The 19,124-nt window shown below is 63.8% G+C and carries 14 protein-coding genes, 1 tRNA gene and 1 pseudogene; 4 read left to right on the top strand and 12 right to left on the bottom strand.

The window, feature by feature from the left end; translation table 11 throughout:
- Position 1 precedes the first annotated feature (1 nt).
- Positions 2-1,054: a zinc-binding dehydrogenase gene (locus J1M81_RS14395; RefSeq protein ID WP_206498226.1), complete on the top strand. Its 1,053-nt coding sequence runs from the start codon at positions 2-4 to the stop codon at positions 1,052-1,054.
- Between the two features lie 7 nt (positions 1,055-1,061).
- On the opposite strand, the gene J1M81_RS14390 is transcribed toward J1M81_RS14395, so the two are convergent.
- The 5 genes and pseudogenes from J1M81_RS14390 to J1M81_RS14375 form a co-directional block, all read right to left on the bottom strand.
- Positions 1,062-1,646 (bottom strand): hypothetical protein, encoded by a 585-nt coding sequence (locus J1M81_RS14390; RefSeq protein ID WP_027497630.1) that lies wholly within the window; start codon positions 1,644-1,646, stop codon positions 1,062-1,064.
- Positions 1,647-1,740: 94 nt separating this feature from the next.
- Entirely contained in the window at positions 1,741-2,826 is a 1,086-nt protein-coding gene (locus tag J1M81_RS14385; RefSeq protein ID WP_206498225.1) for a glycosyltransferase family 4 protein, read from the bottom strand.
- Positions 2,827-2,893: 67 nt separating this feature from the next.
- Positions 2,894-3,097 (bottom strand): sugar transferase, encoded by a 204-nt coding sequence (locus tag J1M81_RS27020; protein ID WP_353806414.1) that lies wholly within the window; start codon positions 3,095-3,097, stop codon positions 2,894-2,896.
- Positions 3,098-3,161: 64 nt separating this feature from the next.
- Positions 3,162-4,121 (bottom strand): annotated as a pseudogene (locus J1M81_RS14380) (sugar transferase); the annotation flags it as partial.
- 407 nt (positions 4,122-4,528) lie between these two features.
- Positions 4,529-5,236, bottom strand: coding sequence for a GAF domain-containing protein (locus J1M81_RS14375; RefSeq protein ID WP_206498224.1), 708 nt, complete (start codon positions 5,234-5,236; stop codon positions 4,529-4,531).
- 202 nt (positions 5,237-5,438) lie between these two features.
- Here J1M81_RS14375 and J1M81_RS14370 point away from each other — a divergent pair, with 202 nt between their 5' ends.
- The gene (locus J1M81_RS14370; protein ID WP_032389275.1) at positions 5,439-6,371 is read left to right on the top strand and encodes an alpha/beta hydrolase; all 933 of its coding nucleotides are present in this window, start codon (positions 5,439-5,441) and stop codon (positions 6,369-6,371) included.
- Here J1M81_RS14370 and J1M81_RS14365 read toward each other — a convergent pair.
- Complete coding sequence (locus J1M81_RS14365) at positions 6,365-10,546, bottom strand: bifunctional nitrate reductase/sulfite reductase flavoprotein subunit alpha (protein WP_241258046.1); 4,182 nt, start codon at positions 10,544-10,546, stop codon at positions 6,365-6,367. The genes J1M81_RS14370 and J1M81_RS14365 overlap by 7 nt on opposite strands.
- Before the next feature lie 223 nt (positions 10,547-10,769).
- Here J1M81_RS14365 and J1M81_RS14360 point away from each other — a divergent pair, with 223 nt between their 5' ends.
- The gene (locus J1M81_RS14360) at positions 10,770-11,963 is read left to right on the top strand and encodes an Ig-like domain-containing protein (protein ID WP_032370364.1); all 1,194 of its coding nucleotides are present in this window, start codon (positions 10,770-10,772) and stop codon (positions 11,961-11,963) included.
- A 10-nt stretch (positions 11,964-11,973) separates the two neighbouring features.
- Here J1M81_RS14360 and J1M81_RS14355 read toward each other — a convergent pair whose 3' ends face one another.
- The 3 genes from J1M81_RS14355 to orn form a co-directional block, all read right to left on the bottom strand.
- A complete protein-coding gene (locus tag J1M81_RS14355; RefSeq protein WP_241258044.1) occupies positions 11,974-12,714 on the bottom strand; it encodes a M23 family metallopeptidase in 741 nt (246 codons plus the stop codon).
- 330 nt (positions 12,715-13,044) lie between these two features.
- Positions 13,045-13,120 (bottom strand) — tRNA-His (locus J1M81_RS14350).
- 78 nt (positions 13,121-13,198) lie between these two features.
- Positions 13,199-13,810 carry an oligoribonuclease gene (gene orn / locus J1M81_RS14345; protein ID WP_204878852.1) on the bottom strand — a complete coding sequence of 204 codons (612 nt, stop codon included), beginning with the start codon at positions 13,808-13,810 and terminating at the stop codon, positions 13,199-13,201.
- A 94-nt stretch (positions 13,811-13,904) separates the two neighbouring features.
- On the opposite strand from orn, the gene J1M81_RS14340 reads away from it, so the two are divergent.
- The gene (locus J1M81_RS14340; RefSeq protein ID WP_206498223.1) at positions 13,905-15,629 is read left to right on the top strand and encodes a helicase HerA-like domain-containing protein; all 1,725 of its coding nucleotides are present in this window, start codon (positions 13,905-13,907) and stop codon (positions 15,627-15,629) included.
- Between the two features lie 48 nt (positions 15,630-15,677).
- On the opposite strand, the gene cmrA is transcribed toward J1M81_RS14340, so the two are convergent.
- The 3 genes from cmrA to J1M81_RS14325 are packed head-to-tail and all read right to left on the bottom strand — an operon-like array spanning position 15,678 to position 19,074.
- The gene (gene cmrA, locus J1M81_RS14335) at positions 15,678-16,481 is read right to left on the bottom strand and encodes a mycolate reductase (protein ID WP_032370197.1); all 804 of its coding nucleotides are present in this window, start codon (positions 16,479-16,481) and stop codon (positions 15,678-15,680) included.
- A 23-nt stretch (positions 16,482-16,504) separates the two neighbouring features.
- A complete protein-coding gene (locus J1M81_RS14330; RefSeq protein WP_206498222.1) occupies positions 16,505-18,577 on the bottom strand; it encodes an NADPH-dependent 2,4-dienoyl-CoA reductase in 2,073 nt (690 codons plus the stop codon).
- The gene (locus J1M81_RS14325; RefSeq protein WP_045194555.1) at positions 18,547-19,074 is read right to left on the bottom strand and encodes a PadR family transcriptional regulator; all 528 of its coding nucleotides are present in this window, start codon (positions 19,072-19,074) and stop codon (positions 18,547-18,549) included. Before J1M81_RS14325 ends, J1M81_RS14330 begins: the two co-directional genes overlap by 31 nt.
- Positions 19,075-19,124 lie beyond the last annotated feature (50 nt).

Raw genomic sequence — 19,124 nt, 5'->3', positions numbered from 1 at the left:
GATGACCACCGAACCGAATCCTGTGCCCGACAGAACGGTCGCCCTGATCGCGTACGGCACCGATGACATCCGCGTCGAAACAGTGGCGGTGGCCGACCCCTCGCCGGACGAGGCCATCGTCGCAATTGCCTACGGCGGAATCTGCGGCTCCGATCTGCACTACTGGAAGCACGGGGCGGCAGGGCAATCGGTACTGAAGGCGCCGATGCGATTGGGGCACGAGGCGTCGGGCACCGTGGTTCGGCGCGCAGGAGACGGCAGTGGCCCCGGTGAAGGCACCCCGGTCACTGTCCATCCGGCGACTCCCGCCGCCACCGGCGCGAAGTATCCGGTCGATCGTCCGAACCTGTCTCCCGGATGCCGCTACATGGGAAGCGCCGCGCAGATACCGCACGACGACGGTCTGTTCATCGGTCACGTCGCCGTCCCGACACGAATGCTCAGAGTGTTGCCCGACGGTCTGGATCTGAGAATTGCTGCGTTGGCCGAGCCGGCGAGCGTCGCATGGCATGCCGTCGAGCGTGCTGGGGCGGTGTCCGGCAAGACGGTTCTCGTCGTCGGGACCGGTCCGATCGGTGCCCTCATCGTGGCGGTCGCTCGCCGAGCCGGAGCAGCTCGGATCGTCGCGGTCGACCTCGAGGACTACGCCCAGGAAGTGACGCGTCGACTCGGAGCGCATCGAACAGTCGACGCCCGAGACGGGACGGCAGTCGCGGCGGTCGAGGCCGACGTGACGTTCGAGTGCTCGGGCAACCACCATGGTCTGGCGTCGGCAATTAACGGCACGGCTCGCGGCGGTCGTGTCGTCATGGTCGGGTTACCTGCGGCGGGGCCTCAGCCGGTGCCGCTGTCATTGGCGATCACCCGGGAGATCGACCTGATCGGCTCGTTCCGGTTCAACACCGAGATGGACGACGTGATCCAAGCTCTGGCCGACGGTTCACTCGATGTGGCACCCGTCATCACCGCGGAGTATCCGGTGAGGGACGCCCTCGACGCGTTCGCGCTCGCCGCCGATGCATCCCGATCGAGCAAAGTCCTGTTGACGTTCTGACGGGCTACTACTCGAATTCGGTTCGTATCGACTGTGTCGTGAGCTGCAGCATCAGCACGAAGCCGGTCAGCGTCACCACGATCGGGGCCCACAGCACCACCGCCACGAAGGTGTCCACATCCCGTTCCAGCACTATGTACACCGCGACGATCGACGTTCCCAACAGGCACAGGGCGATGTGAGCAGCGAGTCGCCATTTGTCGAAGAAGAACCCGGCCAACATTCCCATCGGGATGAGGAAGGTGCATTTGCCGAGGGTGACTTCCGGCGCGAAATTCGCGGTGATGGTGGCTCCGAAGATCGACAGATCGGCGATGACGACGAAGGCGAAGGCTTGCCCGAGCGTCGGCCACGGTCCGAACCACCAGAACGCGCCCATGACGTACGCGGCGATCATGCACGTCCATTGCACGATCGCGGGGATGGGGGTGGTCGCGCCGTACCCGAACGCCAGCTCGAGGGTGACCACGACGGCCATGGCCAGGGCGGCGGCGGACACGATCCGCTTGACGAGCGTCGTGACAGCGAGCGACGTCATCACGCCCATGCCCCATTGGTAATGCTCGTTGGACCTCGTCAGTGCGCGAGTCACAGTGCCCCCTCGTTCCAATCGGGAGTCGATTGAAACACAGTCGCACCGCTCGACGTTCGGCTTTCACCGTGTTCTGGCCGACGGTGCGGCACGATCAGCTGGTCAATTGGTGTAACAGCTCCGGCAGTGTCTCGCTGATGTCGTGCCGGCTGGCCACCCGATAGCGGGCGGCCTCACCGAGCAGCCGCCGTCGATCGGCGTCGTCGACCACCGCCGAGACGGCGGCAGCGAGAGCATCGGAGTTGCCGGGCTCGACCAGAATTCCAGCACCGTCGGCGAGGAATTCGTGCGTGCCACCGTGATCGGTTCCGATCACCGGCAATCCGTGCGACATCGCTTCCAAGACCGACAACGGACCTGCCTCGGGAGAAGTACTGGCCGGCACGACGACATCCCACCTGCGAAGAGCGGACTCGGCATCGGTGTGTCCGAGGAACTCGACACGTCCGGCAAGATCCGGTTCCGCGGCGCGCGCGCGGAGTTCGTCGACGTATTCGCGATCACCGGGGAAGCTTCCCCCGGCCAATTCGACTCGGACGTCAGGGAGCATGGCGACGGCGTCGAGCAGCACGCGGTGCCCCTTCCATGGCGTCAACAACGCAAGCATCCCGACGACCGGCGGAGAGTGCAGCGCACCGCCGAACCGCGGAACCGGCCACGGCACGCCGTTGTGTGACACCACCACGGGGAGGCCGGCCTTTCGGAGCGGTTCTGCGGTGGCCTCGGACACCGATACCGCAACGCGAACGGCCGGCCGGGCGAACCGGACCACCACACGCTGCTTGAGAGAGGTCATCGTGTCGTGTACGAGCCACGACGCCCCGCGAGCGGGCCGCGCAAACCGCGCCACCGGAAGCGCGAACAGCGAGTTGACGACCGTGGCGGTGCCCGGTGCGCGGGCGATCGTGCGCACGGCGCGCGCCGCCCCGACCCATCGTGCGACCATCTTGATCGCCGCGATACCGCGCGCGGCACCACGTTGCCCACCCAGTCCGAGCTCGTCGATGCGGACGTGTCGCGTCGTGTCGGGCAGGCGATCTGCCAATGGGCCTGCGGGGCAGGCGATCACGGTGGCATGGCCGCGGCGCGTGGCCTCGTCGATCAAATCCAGCAGCACCTTCTCGGCACCGGACACCTGGCCGGTGTGCGCGAGGAAGAGAACTGTCGATTCGTCGGTCATGTGGTCGCCCGTCCGGGCAGCGGATTTGTGGCGCACGCTTGGGGCGTGAACAACACAGCGAGCACAATCAATCTTCGGCGCGCTTGAGGACGGCAAGGACCGTCAAGAACAGAATTTTCACATCCAGCCAGATCGACCAGTTCTCGATGTAGTAGTTATCCCATTCGGCACGGTCGGCGATGGATGTCTGTCCACGCAAGCCATGAACCTGTGCCCAGCCTGTAACGCCCGCTTTGACTCGGTGTCGCTCGCCGTAACGACGAATTTGCATCTCGAAGAGGGTGCACGTACTCAGGGCGTTCCGGACGAGGTCCTACCAAACTCATGTCGCCGCGGATAACATTGATTAATTGAGGCAACTCGTCCAAGGATGTTTGGCGCATGATTTTTCCGATACGCGTCCGGCGATCTACCCCCTCGACTCCGCCGGGGGCATCGCCAACTTTTCTCTCGAACTCGGCATCCGAAGCTCGCGGAGGACGCATCGAGCGGAACTTCAAGCAGTCGAAGGGAAGTCCGTCCCGACCGATCCGTTCCTGTTTGAAGAAGATCGGACCGGGAGAACTCAAACGAACGAGAAGCATCAAGGTCAAGAACACGGGTGACAGGAGCAGGAGCCCAACAGCGGTTAGTACTCTGTCGAACACTCCCTTGACGGCGAACTGCCAGCCTTTCGGATCGACGTGCGGCAAAACCATCAGGGGCAGACCGCCGATGTGTTCCACGCGGGTATTCAGGCTGACTGCGTCATAGAGCCGTGGAACCACCCACACCCGCATTCCCAGTCGGTGCGCGATCCTGATCGTTGTCACCAGGTCTCGTTCATCGGAGGTCGCGAATGCGATGATCAATTCCTCGGCGTTGGTTCGGCGCGCCACAGTCTCGAGATCGGCGGGGACGCCGAGATGGGGAAGTTCCCCCGCAACTGCCTCGCCGGAGTCCAGAGTGGCTACTGGTGCATCGCCGACGTAACCAACAGGCGCGAGTCCGTACTCCGGAAACTGGCGCATCCGCGAGACCAGTTGATGCGCAATGGGATCGTTGCCGAGGACTATCGTCGGGGCGGCAGAGCCGAACCGGGTCCTAGTGACGCGCTGAACAATCACGCGGATCAAACGAGCGACCGCAATGGTCAAGGCGCTCAGCACCCACAACCTCAGTACGAACGCACTGGGCCGATATTCGGTGTCGGACAGAAACATCACTACGAGCAGAGCAAGCGACGCGAATGCTACTGATGTCTCGGCTGGCCCGATCTCGTCGAGGAAGTTACGTCGAAGCCCGCGGCGGTACATCGACTTTCCCGTAAGGATTCCGATGAGGAGCGGCAAGTAGAGCCAGGGCAACCGGCCTGTTTCGCCGAGATCGCCGGAGTACCACAGCAGGGCACCGATCAATGCGACGGCAGCAGCGGACGCGTCGACGGCGACATTGATCGCGGTGTGCCAAGGATCGACTCGAAGGCGATCTGCGAAAGAGTGCGGTGCGAAGTTCTGCACTGTCCCGGCAGCCCGCGGGCGAGAGTGCAGCGATTCCAGAGTTTTGGACACAGCTACTTCCGGTGGCTAGTTCGTTTCGGATGATCCCCAGTATCCTATTTAATCTATACCCGTGCGACCGAAAGCTTTTAGCCGAGTTGCTGAAAAAAACCCCAGGTCTGTTGCGGGCGGAAATTGTCAATGCGTGGTGGGAAAAAGCGTGTTTATTGGAAAACTTGCTCGCGAATAATCCAGGCCAGATCCTGAAGTATCTGAACGTGACCTGTCGTCCACTGGCGGGGTCGTTGATCCCAAACGCAGACGGTGCCGACGGAAAAGCCATCGTCGTCGACGATCGGAACGCCCAAGTAGGAAACCAGCATCTTGGCCTGAACCGATGGGTGATCCTTGAGAGTCTCGATCAATCGTGCGTCCTCTACCACGAGGGGCTGACCGAGGTCGATCGCATATCGGCAAATCGAACCTTCGATGGGAACCTCACGCGCGCTGCCGATTTCGGGTGGTAACCCCAGTGCGCTCTTGAAGTACTGACGCTTGTCGTCCAGCAGAGAGAAGGCGGCAGACGGGGCGTTCAAAGCATCGGCAACAATCGCCACAACCCTGTCGTAGTCCGCCTCCGAGTCGGTATCCATCAGGCCGGTGCGAGCAACTGCAGCGAGACGCTCGGGCTCGTCGATCGCAGTGCCGAACAATCGGGTCGCCGCGGCCGTGACAGGCCGATCCCCAGTTCTGTCCCGAAGAGCACGAAGTAATGAGCCGACGTCGGAGTCCTGATCATCGGACAGTTCGTCGACCAGTCGATCGATCACCGCTCGCCGAATATACGCCTCGGGGGATACACAGGACTTCTCCGCCTGCCGTGCGAGAAGCTCGTTCAGTCGGTCGTCGAAACCCGGGTACCCAGTCGTCATTGTCCACATGGTAGTTCAGGCCATGTTATATTACTCACCCAAGCCGTGTAAGCGCTCGAATTTGTCGGAACAATACTCTGTCGGAGCCGCAGAAAAGCCCCGGTCGGTCTCTGCCCCACGCCTGCGGGCGGCGGGCGCGGCGCTTATCCTCACTGCCCACACTTTCGTTTCGCCGACGATCCTTTTGGGCTATGGTTCGCCCATGAATTCGCAGCCGGGGGGCGCGGTCCCTGATCGTAAGGACATCACGTTCGACTCGAACGGCGTCGACTGTGCGGCGTGGCTGTACCTGCCCGACAGCACCGAGCCGGCCCCGGTGATCGTCATGGCGCACGGTCTCGGCGGAACCCGGGGAATGCGACTCGACGCCTACGCAGAACGATTTCGCGCCGAGGGCTACGCGTGCCTGGTGTTCGACTATCGGTACTTCGGAGACAGTGGCGGGCGACCGCGACAATTGCTCGATATCGAATCCCAGTTGCAGGACTGGGCGGCAGCGATCGCGTGCGCCCGGGGTCGGCAGGACGTGGACGGTTCGCGAATCGTGTTGTGGGGCTCGTCGTTCGGCGGTGGCCACGTCATCGTCGCGGCAGCACGGGATCAGCGTGTCGCCGCGGTGGTCGCGCAGTGTCCGTTCACCGACGGCATCGCCTCCGGGCTCGCATCGAACACATGGACCTCGGTCAAACTGTCCGTGCGGGCCGTGCGCGACCTGCTGGGATCGGTGATCGGGCGGCCGCCGGTGATGGTGGCGACCGCCGGACGACCGGGGACTACCGCATTGATGACGTCACCCGACAGTTACGACGGGTACCTCGCGCTCGCTCCGGACTCCGACGAGTCGTTCCACAATCGGGTTGCCGCCCGCTTCGCGCTGCAGATCGTGCGCCATCGGCCCGGACGTCGAGCGAAGGACGTCCGCTGCCCGATACTCTTCGTCGTCTGCAACACGGATTCTGTGGCACCGGCGAAGGCCACCCTGCGATACGCCCGGACAGCCCCGCTCGGCGAGATCGAAACCTACGACGCAGGCCATTTCGACATCTATCTCGGTGCTGACTTCGAGCAGGTGGTCGCAGACCAAATCGCCTTCCTCCTGCGCACTGTCCCGCCGCTGGTGGCTGCGGATCAGTAGACGTCGCGCACGTACCGCTTCTCCGCAGCGAGAGCCTTGACGTACGCCTCGGCACTGCTCGGGGCCAGTTTCCCGTGCTGTGCGACTACGCCTTTCAGGGCCGCATCCACGTCTTTGGCCATTCTCGACGCGTCGCCACAGACATAGAAGTGGGCACCTCGGTGAATCCAGTTCCAGAGCTCGCTGCCGTGTTCGCGCATGCGATCCTGCACGTAGACCTTGTCCTTCTGATCCCGGGAAAAGGCGACGTCGAGACGGTCGAGCGACCCGTCGCTCAGCATCGCGGTGAGTTCGTCGCGGTAGTAGAAGTCGGTGTCCGCGTGCTGTTCGCCGAAGAAGAGCCAGTTCGGGCCGGTGTGCCCGAGCGCGCGCCGCTCGTGCAGGAACGCCCGGAACGGTGCAATGCCGGTGCCGGGACCGACCATGATCATCGGCGTGGCGGGATCCTCGGGCGGTTTGAAATGGGTCGATTTCTGTACGAATATCCCGATGTCATGGTTGGCGGCATGGTCGGCCAGATACGTCGAGCACACCCCGCGTCGAGCGACACCGTGCACGTTGTATCGCACAGCCGAGACGGTCACCTGCACCTCCTCGGGATTCTCCTTCGGGCTCGAGGAGATGGAATACAGACGCGGCTGCAACGGCTTGAGAACGCCGAGCCAATCGTCCACCGACGCGCGAACCGGATGTGCGGCAAGTACATCGATCGATTGCCGTCCCCACATCCAGTCGGTGAGCGTGTGTCTGTTGTCCGGATGCAACATGGCCTCGAGGTCGTCGTCCGCGGTACGCCGGTGCACGAACTTCAATAGATCCGGTGTGGCACGGGCGATCTCGAGGTGCCGACCCAACGCCGTACGGAGCGGCATTTCACCGTGCTCGGCCAAGTCGACGACGGCGTCACCGTCGAGTCCGGTGGCACCGAGCCACTCCTGCACGTACTGGTCACTGTTGCGAGGCCAGACCCCGAGTGCGTCACCCACCTCGTATTCGAGGGTGCCCGCAGGAAGGTGGAATCCGAGTTGACGGACGTCCTTGAGCGATCCGCGTGCGGTGAGCACTCGATTCCGAACGAGAGTAGTCACGAGGGGCGACTTCTTGCTGTACCGCGGTTCTACGTCAGCGGCCGCAGGCCGACGTGCGGGTGCCGCAGGCGCGGTCGCGGGGTCGGACGTTGGCGAGTCACCTGCCAGCAGCGCGCTCACCGAGTCGAGCCACTCGGCGGCCTCGTTCTCGTAGTCGGGCTCGAGGTCGACCCTGCCGAGTAGTCGCCGCGCACCGAGTTGCTCGAGACGTTCGTCGATCTTGCGGCCGTGCCCGCAGAAGTCTGCGTAACTCGAGTCGCCGAACGCCAGCACGGCGTAACGGATTCCGTCCAGTGCGGGTACCGAATCGGTTGTCAGGCTCTCCCAGAAGGTTGCGCCGTTGTCGGGTGCTTCGCCGTCCCCGGTGGTACTGCTGACGATCAACACGTCGGCCTCGGCCGGTAGTCGGTCTGCGGTGAACGAGTCCATGGAGTGTTCGGTGACGGCAGACCCAGCAGCTCGCAGATGAGAAACACTGGACTGGGCGAACTCCTCGGCAGTTCCCGTCTGCGAGGCCCACAGCAGGAGCAGTGGTCTGCCCGCTGCCGACGAGGTGTCCCCGGCGGTTCCTTCGGTGCCCGGCGAGGGAGTGCGCGAGAACAGGCCTGCGAGAGCACCGTCGAGCCACGCGTGCGTCTCGGGAGTCAGCGGGGTCCGTTCGGGCAACGTGGGGATTCCCGGCGCGGAGCGACCTGCGTCGGTCCGAAGTCCCTCCAGCAGGCCGGCCATGTAACTTTGCTCGATGACGGTGAAAGGTTCTGCGGGTCGGCTCGGGCGGCCGACCAACACGGCGAGAGCGTCGACCGGATCGTGCACGTCCTCGGACGTATCGGGCGAATCCGATTGAGCAGCAGATACTTTCGTCAGCGACACGGCGCAGGCCTTGAATTCGGGTTGCTGCGAGTAGGGATCGACGGCGTCATTGGTCACCGCGTTGATCGCCAGGGATTCACCGAACTCGTCGCTCCAGTGGAACGGTGCGAAGCAGCCGCCGGGTAACACTCGGTCGGTGACCACGGCGGGCAGTACCGCACGGCCTCGACGCGACGACAGTTCGACGGTATCGCCGTCGGACAGATCGAGCCGGCCCGCATCGGTCGGGTGTATTTCCACGAACGGGCCGGGGTTCAGTTTGTTCAGCTTCGCGACTTTGCCGGTCTTGGTCATGGTGTGCCACTGATGGGGGAGTCGCCCCGTGTTGAGCAGGAACGGATAGTCGTCGTCCGGCATCTCGGCCGGTGCCATGGCGGGTCGGGCGAGAAACTGCGCTCGACCGCTCGCGGTGGGGAACGACAGGGCAGGAATCGAGCCGTCCTCCGACACCCGCAGGGTTTGGCTGACTCCGTCGTTGAGGTACCGGATGGGGTGTCTGGTGGTAGTCGACTCGGGCGGGCACGGCCACTGAATCGAACCCTCGCGGAGCCCGTCGTAGGTGATGCCGCGAATGTCGTAACCGGTGGCGGGGTTCGAGAACTGCTTGATCTCCTCGAAGATCTCTTCGGCACTGGAGTACGTGAACGACTCGGAATAGCCGAGAGCGCAGGCCATGTCGGCGATGATCTTCCAGTCGGGGAGTGCTCCGCCGGGTGCATCGACAGCCGGCTGGAACAGCGTGAGGTTCCGCTCGGAGTTGACCATGACACCGTGGGCCTCGGTCCACAGCGCAGCGGGCAGCATCACATCGGCGTATCGGTTGGTCTCGGTGTCGGCGAAGGCGTCTTGGGTGATCACCAGTTCGGCACGCTCGAGACCGTCGATCACGGTTGTTCGATTGGCCACGGACGCAACAGGATTGGTGCAGATGATCCAGCAAGCTTTGATGTCGCCCGCAGCCAACTTCGAGAACATCTCGATGGTTCCACCACCGACGTCGGTGCGGAGTGTTCCGGGCGGGATTTTCCAGGCCTGCTCGACGAACGCGCGGTCGGTGTCGTTGGTGACCGCCCGTTGGCCCGGCAGTCCGGGGCCCATGTACCCCATTTCCCGGCCACCCATCGCGTTCGGCTGACCGGTCAACGAGAAGGGGCCGCTTCCGGTCCGGCAGATAGCACCCGTTGCCAGGTGGAGATTGCACAGTGCGTTGGTGTTCCAGGTGCCGTGGGTGGACTGATTGAGTCCCATCGTCCAACAGCTCATCCAGTTCTCTGCAGTCCCGATCATCTCCGCTGCGGCACGCAGATCTTCCTCGGCGAGACCGGTTGCAGCGCAGACCTTCTCGGGGGTGTAGTCGCGAAGAAACTCCGGCATCGCGTCCCAGCCGTCGGTGAACTGGGCGATGAAGTCAGGGTCCGTGTTTCCGCTGTCGACGATCAGAGCCAGCAGGCCGTTGAGCAGCGCCAGATCGGATCCCGGTTCGAGCATGAGGTGCAGGTGCGCCTTGTCGGCGGTGGCGGTGCGCCGCGGATCGACCACGATCAGTTTCGCACCGGCCTTGACCCGGTCCATCATTCGCAGAAACAGGATGGGGTGGCAGTCGGCCATGTTGGAGCCGATGACGAGGAACACGTCGGCGTTGTCGAAGTCTTCGTACGACCCCGGCGGACCGTCGGCTCCGAGTGACTGCTTGTAGCCGGTCCCCGCGCTGGCCATGCACAGTCGTGAGTTGGATTCGATCTGATTGGTACCGATGAACCCTTTGGCCAGTTTGTTCGACAGGTACTGAGCCTCGATCGACATCTGCCCCGATACGTACAGCGCAACGGAATCGGGTCCGTGTTCGCCGAGGATCGTGCGGAGCCTGCGGGCAGTATCGGTGATGGCCACCGAGGTGTCCGTACTCTCCGGCCGGTCACCGCGCCGGTGGCGAATTCGAGCCTTGTCGAGGCGGCCCGGCGCGGCAAGCATGTCTGCGGTGGTGCTTCCCTTGGTGCACAGTCGGCCGAAGTTCGCCGGGTGGGTCTTGTCGCCGACCGACTTGGTGACCGTGGGCCCGATCGGCAGCGTCGACCGGGAGCTCGACTGGGACTTCGCCGCCGACGGCCCACCGACCTCGAGCACCATGCCGCATCCCACGCCGCAGTATGCGCAGAGTGTCTTCACCGTGGTGACCATGGCTTCCACAGTGCCCGGTGCAGTGTGCGCGGCCATTACACATCGGTTAGCCGGATATGACGTTGTCCTCACCGGGCGTCGAACGAGGCGGTGATGTGCGTTCGCGGCACCGCCCTGTGTGGCAGGGAGGTAACACCAACTTTCTGCAGCACGATTGGTACTCGAACGTTATTTGTCGAACGGGCTGTCGAGTGGAATGTGTGGATTCTGCGCTGGCAGAATCGTCCGGGTCGGGCTCGAAGTGGGAAGTGGTGTGTTCATGAGGGTGTCTCGAGGATTCGTTCTCGCCGCGGTGGGAGTTGTCGCTTCGGTGGCGGTGCTGTCCGGGTGCAGCTCGCAGACGGACATCTCCGAACCCTCCGTTCCGATCGATTCCAACCCGATGACCGAACTGATGAAACCGAAGCTGACCGCGAGCGTGCTCGACGGAGCAGTCGGATTCTCACCGGCAGACCCGGTGACCGTCTCGGTTGCCGACGGCAAGTTGTCCTCGGTCACCATGCTCAACCCCGACGGCGAGCCGGTATCGGGAGCCATTGCTCCGGACGGGCTGTCGTGGACCAACACCGAACCCCTCGGCTACAACCGCGAGTATCGAGTGCAGGCCGATGCGTACGGACTCGGAGGATCGTCGAGCACGGTGTCGAGCTTCACCACCAGCCAGCCGGGCAATTTCACCAAGCCCTACGTTCTGCCGAACCCGGGCGACGTGGTGGGTATCGGGCAGCCTGTCGCGGTCCAGTTCGACGAGGCGATCACCGACAAGCTTGCTGCCCAGAATGCGATCACGGTCACCACGACGCCGGCCGTGGAAGGTGCGTTCTACTGGGTAAACAACAAAGAGGTTCGCTGGCGACCGCAGAACTACTGGGCACCGGGCACCAAGGTCGACGTGGCCGTCAACGTGTACGGGCGTGATCTCGGTGACGACATCTACGGCCAGGAGAATGCGACGACGTCGTTCACGATCGGCGACGCGGTCATTGCCACTGCGGACGACAACACCAAGCAGGTGACGTTCAACGTCAACGGCCAGGATGTCATCACGATGCCGACGTCGATGGGCAAGGACTCCACCCCGACGGACAACGGCGTCTACATCATCGGTGATCGATTCGAGCATCTCGTCATGGATTCGTCGACCTACGGTGTGCCGGTCAACTCGTCCACCGGGTACCGCACTCCGGTCGACTGGGCGACGCGGATGTCGTACAGCGGCATCTTCTTCCACTCCGCACCGTGGTCGGTGGGACAGCAGGGGTACTCGAACGCCTCGCACGGTTGCCTGAATCTGAGCCCCACCAATGCCAAGTGGGTCTACGACAACACCAAGCGGGGCGACATCGTCGTCGTCAAGAACACCGTCGGTGGAACGTTGTCGGGGACCGATGGTCTCGGCGACTGGAACATCCCCTGGGACGAGTGGAAAGCGGGCAACGCCACCACTGTCTGATCGGTGTCGATCAGCTTCGATCGCGGGTCTGGTAGAGCGAAGGATCGATCCCGAGTGTCTTCAGGTACGCGACCGGTTCGATGCTCGAGCCGTTGTTGCGGACCTCGAAGTGCAGATGCGGTCCCGTCGAATTGCCGGTGCTGCCGACCGCCCCGAGGACATCTCCCGGTGCCACCTCGTCACCGACGGACACAGCGAGGCTGGACTGATGGCCGTAGTAGGTCTCGGTGTTTCCGCTCTTGACCCGAACGAGCTTGCCGTAGCCGTCGCCCGCGTCTCCGGCCTGAACGACGGTTCCGCCGGTCACCGCATGGATCGGGGTTCCGCTGTCGGCAGCCAGGTCCACACCCTGGTGGTACTGCGCGCCGTTGCCGGTCGGGTTGTTGCGTCCGCCGTAACCCGAAGTGATGCGATATTTGCCTGCGTCGATCGGGAGCACGGCACCTCCGAGCCCCACCGTGGGCGGCGCACTCGGAAGTTCGATCTCGGGTACATCCGCGGGATTTGCGGTATCCGGCACCGACAGCACGTCGCCGTCGAGAACGATCGCCGCGACCTGGTTGATGAGCACACCGGTGGCGTCGAGCACCGCGGCGAGTATTGCGGCCCGCTGCTGCGCATCGGGCTGGGGGATTGGGATCTGAGGTAATTCGATCGTGGGTTGAGCGGTGGCCACCGCTGGGCTGAGCAAGCCGGTTGTGCCGATGCACAGTGCTGCCGACAAGATCGAACCCGCTATGACTCTGTGCATTCTGCGACCCACGAAAAAGCCTCCTCGTCTCTGCCCGCCGTGCACCCGTCGGATGGGTGCGAGCTGGGCGTCGAGCATGTTCGGTGACGCTTCGGGGCACGCTGAACTCACGTAGCAGAAAACACATGAATCACGTTGGTACTTTTCTTCCCCAAAAGTGCCATTGGTAACCGTACGTCACAGAAACCCCATAAGAAACTCGAAAAGTGAATTACAACAACGTAATTCGAGGTCAGGGTGGGTACGCACCGTCCGCTCGAACACCCTGGCGAAGGGTGGAGAGGATACACAAAAAAGGCCGGTCTCGCGAGGAGACCGGCCTTCTTCGTTTGGGGTGAGCGACGGGACTCGAACCCGCGACATCCAGGATCACAACCTGGTGCTCTACCAGCTGAACTACGCCCACCATTGCATGCGTCCGCAGAACCTTTTCGGGCTCTCCATCAGCAGCGTCGACAATACTAGCGGGTTGAATCCGAGGTTGCTAATCCGCCCCCTGCTGCGTGTCGAGATCCTGAACGACTGCCGCGATATCGCTGGTCGACGGCCCCGGGGGCGCGACGAAGGCGGTACGACGGTAGTACTGCAACTCCTTGATTGACTCCTTGATGTCGGCCAGGGCGCGGTGCGCAAGGCCCTTGGCCGGCTGCCCGTAGTAGATCCGCGGGTACCACCGTCGGGAAAGTTCTTTGATCGAGCTGACGTCGATCATTCGGTAGTGGAGGTAGGTGTCGAGCGCGGTCATGTCGCGAGAGATGAATCCACGATCGGTCCCGATCGAGTTTCCCGCGAGCGGAACCGTTCCGGCCACCGGGACGTGCTCCTTGATGTACGCGAGCACGCGCTGCTCGGCTTCCTCCAGGCTCACCGTCGACGCGCGCACCTCGTCGGTCAAGCCCGACTTGGCATGCATGTCGGTGACGACGGCCGGCATGTTCGCCAACGCATCGTCGTCGGCGTGGATGACGATGTCGACACCCTCCCCGAGGATGTTGAGCTCACTGTCGGTCACCAACGCCGCGATTTCGATCAGCTTGTCCTTGCTCAGGTCCAAGCCGGTCATTTCACAGTCGATCCACACGAGTTTGTCCTGCACTCGCTCCACAGTAGTGCGCGCACCACAGCCACTAGGGTTTGCGGTGGCGATCGACCCCGTTCACTTCAGCGCACGTTCACGAAAGGATGCGGACATGACAGGCGACCCGACGCAGCCGGCACCCACGCTCAGCCCTGCCGAGAAGGCGAAGGCGGCCAAAGCGGCGGCCGTGGAAGCCGCACGGGTGGCTGCCGACGCTCTGGCTGCGGCCGACGCCGCCGAGGCCGAGGCGCGTGCCGCAGAGCAAGGGTCGGCACCGGCGGTGCACGGTAAAGCAAGCGAGATCGCCGCCGGATACACATCGGCAGGTGCGGCATTGGAACTGGGAACCGTCGTTCTGGACGGTGTCACCGACCCCGCTGCCCGCATTCGTATTCCGTTGGCCACGTTGAACAGGCACGGTCTCGTTGCCGGGGCCACCGGAACCGGCAAGACCAAGACGCTCCAGGGGATAGCCGAACAGCTTTCTGCCGCAGGGGTTCCCGTTGTCATGGCCGACGTCAAAGGAGATCTCTCGGGCTTGTCCGCGCCGGGCGAAGGCAACGACAAGATCCGCAGCCGCGCTGCGGACACCGGCCTGACGGACTGGGCTCCCGCCGGACACCCGGTGGAATTTCTCTCGCTCGGCACCGAGGGAATCGGGGTGCCGGTGCGGGCCACGATCACCGCGTTCGGACCGATTTTGCTCAGCAAAGTGTTGGGGCTCAACAACACTCAAGAGTCGACCCTGGGGCTGATCTTTCACTGGGCCGATTCCCAGGGACTTGCCTTGCTCGATCTCAAGGACCTGCGGTCGGTGATCATGCATCTGACGAGTGACGAAGGCAAGGCCGACCTGAAAGGCATCGGCGGTGTCTCGTCGGCGACCGCTGGAGTCATCCTGCGTGCCTTGGCCAATCTCGAGGCCGACGGCGGCGACACCTTCTTCGGCGAACCGGAACTCGAGACCGAGGACCTACTCCGCGTCGGACCCGACGGACGAGGCGTCATCACCCTGTTCGAGCTCGGTGCTCAGGCGTCACGCCCGGTGATGTTCTCCACCTTCCTGATGTGGGTACTGGCCGATTTTTTCCAGACGTTGCCCGAGGTCGGTGACGTCGACAAGCCCAAGCTCGTGTTCATCTTCGACGAGGCGCATCTGCTCTTCGCCGACGCGTCGAAAGCCTTTTTGCAGCAGGTGGAACAGACCGTCAAGCTCATTCGCTCGAAGGGCGTCGGCGTCTTCTTCTGCACACAGCTGCCCACCGACGTCCCCAACGACGTTCTCTCCCAATTGGGCGCGAGAATTCAGCATGCCCTTCGCGCGTTCACGCCCGATGACCAGAAGGCGTTGAACAAGACGGTGCGCACGTACCCCAAGACCGACGCCTACGACCTCGAGAAGGCACTGACGTCGTTGGGGACCGGAGAAGCGATCGTGACGGTGCTCTCGGAGAAAGGCGCGCCGACACCGGTGGCATGGACGAAGATTCGCCCGCCCCGCTCCCTGATGGACACCATCGGCAACGACGCCATCGCGGCTGCCGCGTCGTCGAGCACCCTGTCCGCCAAGTACCGCGAGACGATCGATCGCGAGTCCGCCTACGAGCGGATGAACGCACGCGTCACGGACGTGGCCGTGCCGGCCGAGAAGTTCGATATCCCACCGCTGCCCGCCGATCTGCCGGATCTGCCTCCGAGCGAGCCGGACGGGCCGTCGGCCGCGGAGCGCATCATGAGCAACCCGGCGGTGAAGAGCTTCCTTCGATCGGCTGCCTCGGCCGCCGGGCGGGAAATCTCGCGCAGCATCTTCGGAACCGGTCGGCGTCGGCGGCGCTGAGCTTGTTCAGTCGGGAGTGGAGCCCGCGGAACGACCAGGATTCGGGTACTAGCTGCCGAGCTTCTTGTAGAAGCTGCCGATGATCGGCGCGGAGATGCTGCGCGGGCTGTACTGCCCGGCGACCGACATGCCCTTGCTGAGCAGTCCGGGAACGACGCGCATCTTGTTCTTCGCCAGGCCGTCCAGTGACAGCTTCGCGGTGTAGGCGCTGTCGATCCACAGGAAGTCGGGAACCATCTTGTCGACGATCGACGCATCGGCCGGGTCGGGTGTCTCGGTGCGGACCGGGCCTGGAGCGAGCAGGGTGACGTTGACGCCGGTGCCCGCGAGCTCACCGCGCAGTGACTCCGAGAACGTGTTGACGAAGGCCTTCGTCGCGGCGTAGGTCGCGTTGTTGGGGATGGCCATGTTGCCCGCCGCAGAACCGGTGATGAGGATGCCGCCTGCTCCGCGACCGATCATGCCGGGCATGACTGCCAGCGTGAGGTCGTGTACGGCAACGGCATTGAGCTCCACCTGATCGCGCTCGTACGCGGGATCGAGCCCGGCCACCGGTCCGAACGTCGCGATGCCTGCGTTGTTGCACAGGATCGAGATCTCACGCTCGGAGAGCTCGGTGACCAGCTCCTGGCGCTGCTCGCGGTTGGACAGATCCGACGCCCGCACCTCGACGGTGACGCCGTGCTCGGCGGTGAGCTTCGCGGCCAGCGCCTCGAGCAGTTCACCACGTCGGGCCACGACGATCAACGAGTGACCACGGGTGGCGAGTTCGGTGGCCAGGGCTTCACCGATACCGGAGGAGGCTCCGGTGACGACGGCGCGGGCATCGGGGCTGGGCTTGGGCAGGCTCACGGTGAGACAGGCTAGCGGACAGATCAGATCGTGGCCGCGAGCCGGGTGCCCTGCTCTATCGCCCGTTTGGCGTCCAACTCTGCCGCCACGTCCGCACCGCCGATGATGTGTGTGGTGGTGCCCGCGGCCTTCAGCTCGCCGACCAGATCCCGGACCGACTCCTGGCCCGCGCAGATCACGATGGTGTCCACCTCGAGCAAGCGTGGTCGTTCGTGCTTCTCGCCGAACGAGATGTGCAGGCCCGCATCGTCGATCTTCTCGTAGTTGACGCCCGAAAGCTGGTGCACGCCCTTGGCTTTCAATGCTGCGCGGTGAACCCACCCGGTGGTCTTCGCGAGACCGGCCCCGATACGTCCCGGCTTGCGTTGCAGGAGGTAGACCTCCCGAGGAGATGCGGCAGGCACCGGGGTGGTCAACGCGCCCGGCGCGGCCTCGGGCTCGGTGACTCCCCACTCCTGCTTCCATTCCTTCAGGTCCAGCGTGGGGGAGGCGTCGGTGGTGAGGAACTCGGAGATGTCGATGCCGATACCGCCGGCACCGATGACCGCGACCCGGTCGCCGACGGCCCTACCGTCGCGCACCAGTTCCGCGTACGAGAGCACGGACGGGTGATCGATACCTGGGATCTGCGGCATCCGGGGAGTGACACCGGTGGCCAGGACCACCTCGTCGAATTCGCCCGCGGCGAGTTCTGCGGCGGTAACCCGAGTATCGAGGTGTACCGCAACATCCGCGTCGCGCAGAGCGGTGGAGAAGTAGCGAATGGTCTCGGCGAACTCTTCCTTGCCGGGAATCAGACGGGCGATACCGAATTGGCCGCCGATCTCGCCCCTGGCCTCGAACAGGCTGACGGCGTGTCCGCGTTGCGCAAGGGTGAGCGCCGCAGACAGTCCGGCGGGCCCGGCCCCGACGACCGCCACCTTCTTGGTCTTCTTCGTCGGCAACAACTGCAGGTCGATCTCGCGACCGGCGCGAGGGTTGACCAGGCACGAGACCTTCTTGTGTACGAAGGCGTGGTCGAGGCAGGCCTGATTGCAGGCGATGCAGGTGTTGATTCGATCCGCGGAATCGGAAGCAGCCTTCTCGACCCAGAACGGATCGGCGAGCATCGGCCTGGCCATGGCGATCAGCTGCGCGTCGCCGCGGGCGAGGATGTTCTCGGCGATCTCGGGCATGTTGATGCGGTTGGACGCGGCGACGGGGATGCTCACGTATTTTTCGAGCTTGCCGGTGATGTCGGCGAATGCTGCTCGCGGAACCGAGGTGACGATGGTCGGCACCCGCGATTCGTGCCAGCCGATGTCGGTGTTGATGATGTTCGCGCCTGCGGCCTCCACGTCCTCGGCGAGGGCGACGATGTCGTTCCAGCTCTGGCCCTCCTCGACGAGGTCGGCCATCGACAGCCGGAACACGATGAGAAAGTCGGATCCGACGGCGGCACGGATCTGCCGCACGATCTCGACTGCCATTCTGCGACGGTTCTCCGCGGAACCACCCCATTCGTCGCGTCGCTTGTTGGTGCGCTCGGAGAGGAACTGGTTGATGAAGTAGCCTTCGCCGCCCATGATTTCGACGCCGTCGTAGCCGGCGCTCTGTGCGAGTCGGGCGCACCGCACGAAGTTTCTGATCTGCCAGCGAACGCCCCTCGAGGTCAATCGCCTGGGCCGAAAAGGATTGATGGGAGCCTTGATCGACGATGCCGACACACTCAGCGGCTGGTAGGAATAGCGTCCGGCATGGAGGATCTGGAGCGCGATCTTGCCGCCTTCGCGGTGCACGGCAGTGGTGATCCTGCGGTGCCGACGGGCCTCGATGCGGTTGGTCAGCTTGGCCCCGAACGGCAACAGCCACCCGGTGCGATTGGGGGCGTAACCCCCGGTGATGATGAGTGCGACTCCGCCGCGGGCACGCTCGGCGAAGTAGGCAGCCAGGCGGCCGGTGTCGCGGGCGCGATCTTCGAGGCCGGTGTGAATCGATCCCATGATCACGCGGTTCTTCAGCGTGGTTGCGCCGACGTTCAACGGCGACAACAGATTCGGGTACGGACCAGTGGTCTGCTCGGTCTTCACAGTTTCTCCAATACCTCGGTGCACCATTCGGTGAATCCTTCTTCGACACGAATCCCGCCGCGGAGCACCAGGTATTGATGCAGCGCGGTACCGGTCAGGGCAGCGGGGGCCGGAAAGTCCTGCTTCTCGATCAGTCGATACACGTCGAGACGGGTGGCATGTACGTCGCGGTGGCGGGCGACTTCGACTTTCAACGCTTCGATGTCACCGTTGGCCGCACCGCGAATCTTCACGGCGAGCTCCTCGCGAAGCTGCGAGGGATCGGTCGGCGCGGCGATCCAGCGATCGAGCTCGGCGCGGCCCGCGGTGCTGACCGAATAGACCTTCTTGTCGGGACGGCCGTCCTGTGCGACTGCCTCGCCGGTGATCCAGCCCGCTCCATCCATCCGCGTCAGAGTGCGGTAGATCTGCTGATGAGTTGCACTCCAGAAGAAGCCGATGGACTTGTCGAACCGTCGGGCGAGCTCGTACCCCGAGCCGCTCAGCTCGGTGAGGGAGACCAGAATCGCGTGTTCCAAAGCCACACCCGAGAGTATGTATGCAACGTGGTGACTATGCAACTAGGTGCACCCAA

It is taken from the genome of Rhodococcus sp. KRD175, assembly GCF_017168275.1.
GTDB lineage: Bacteria > Actinomycetota > Actinomycetes > Mycobacteriales > Mycobacteriaceae > Rhodococcoides > Rhodococcoides fascians.
This window is presented reverse-complemented; position numbering and strand designations above follow the sequence as displayed.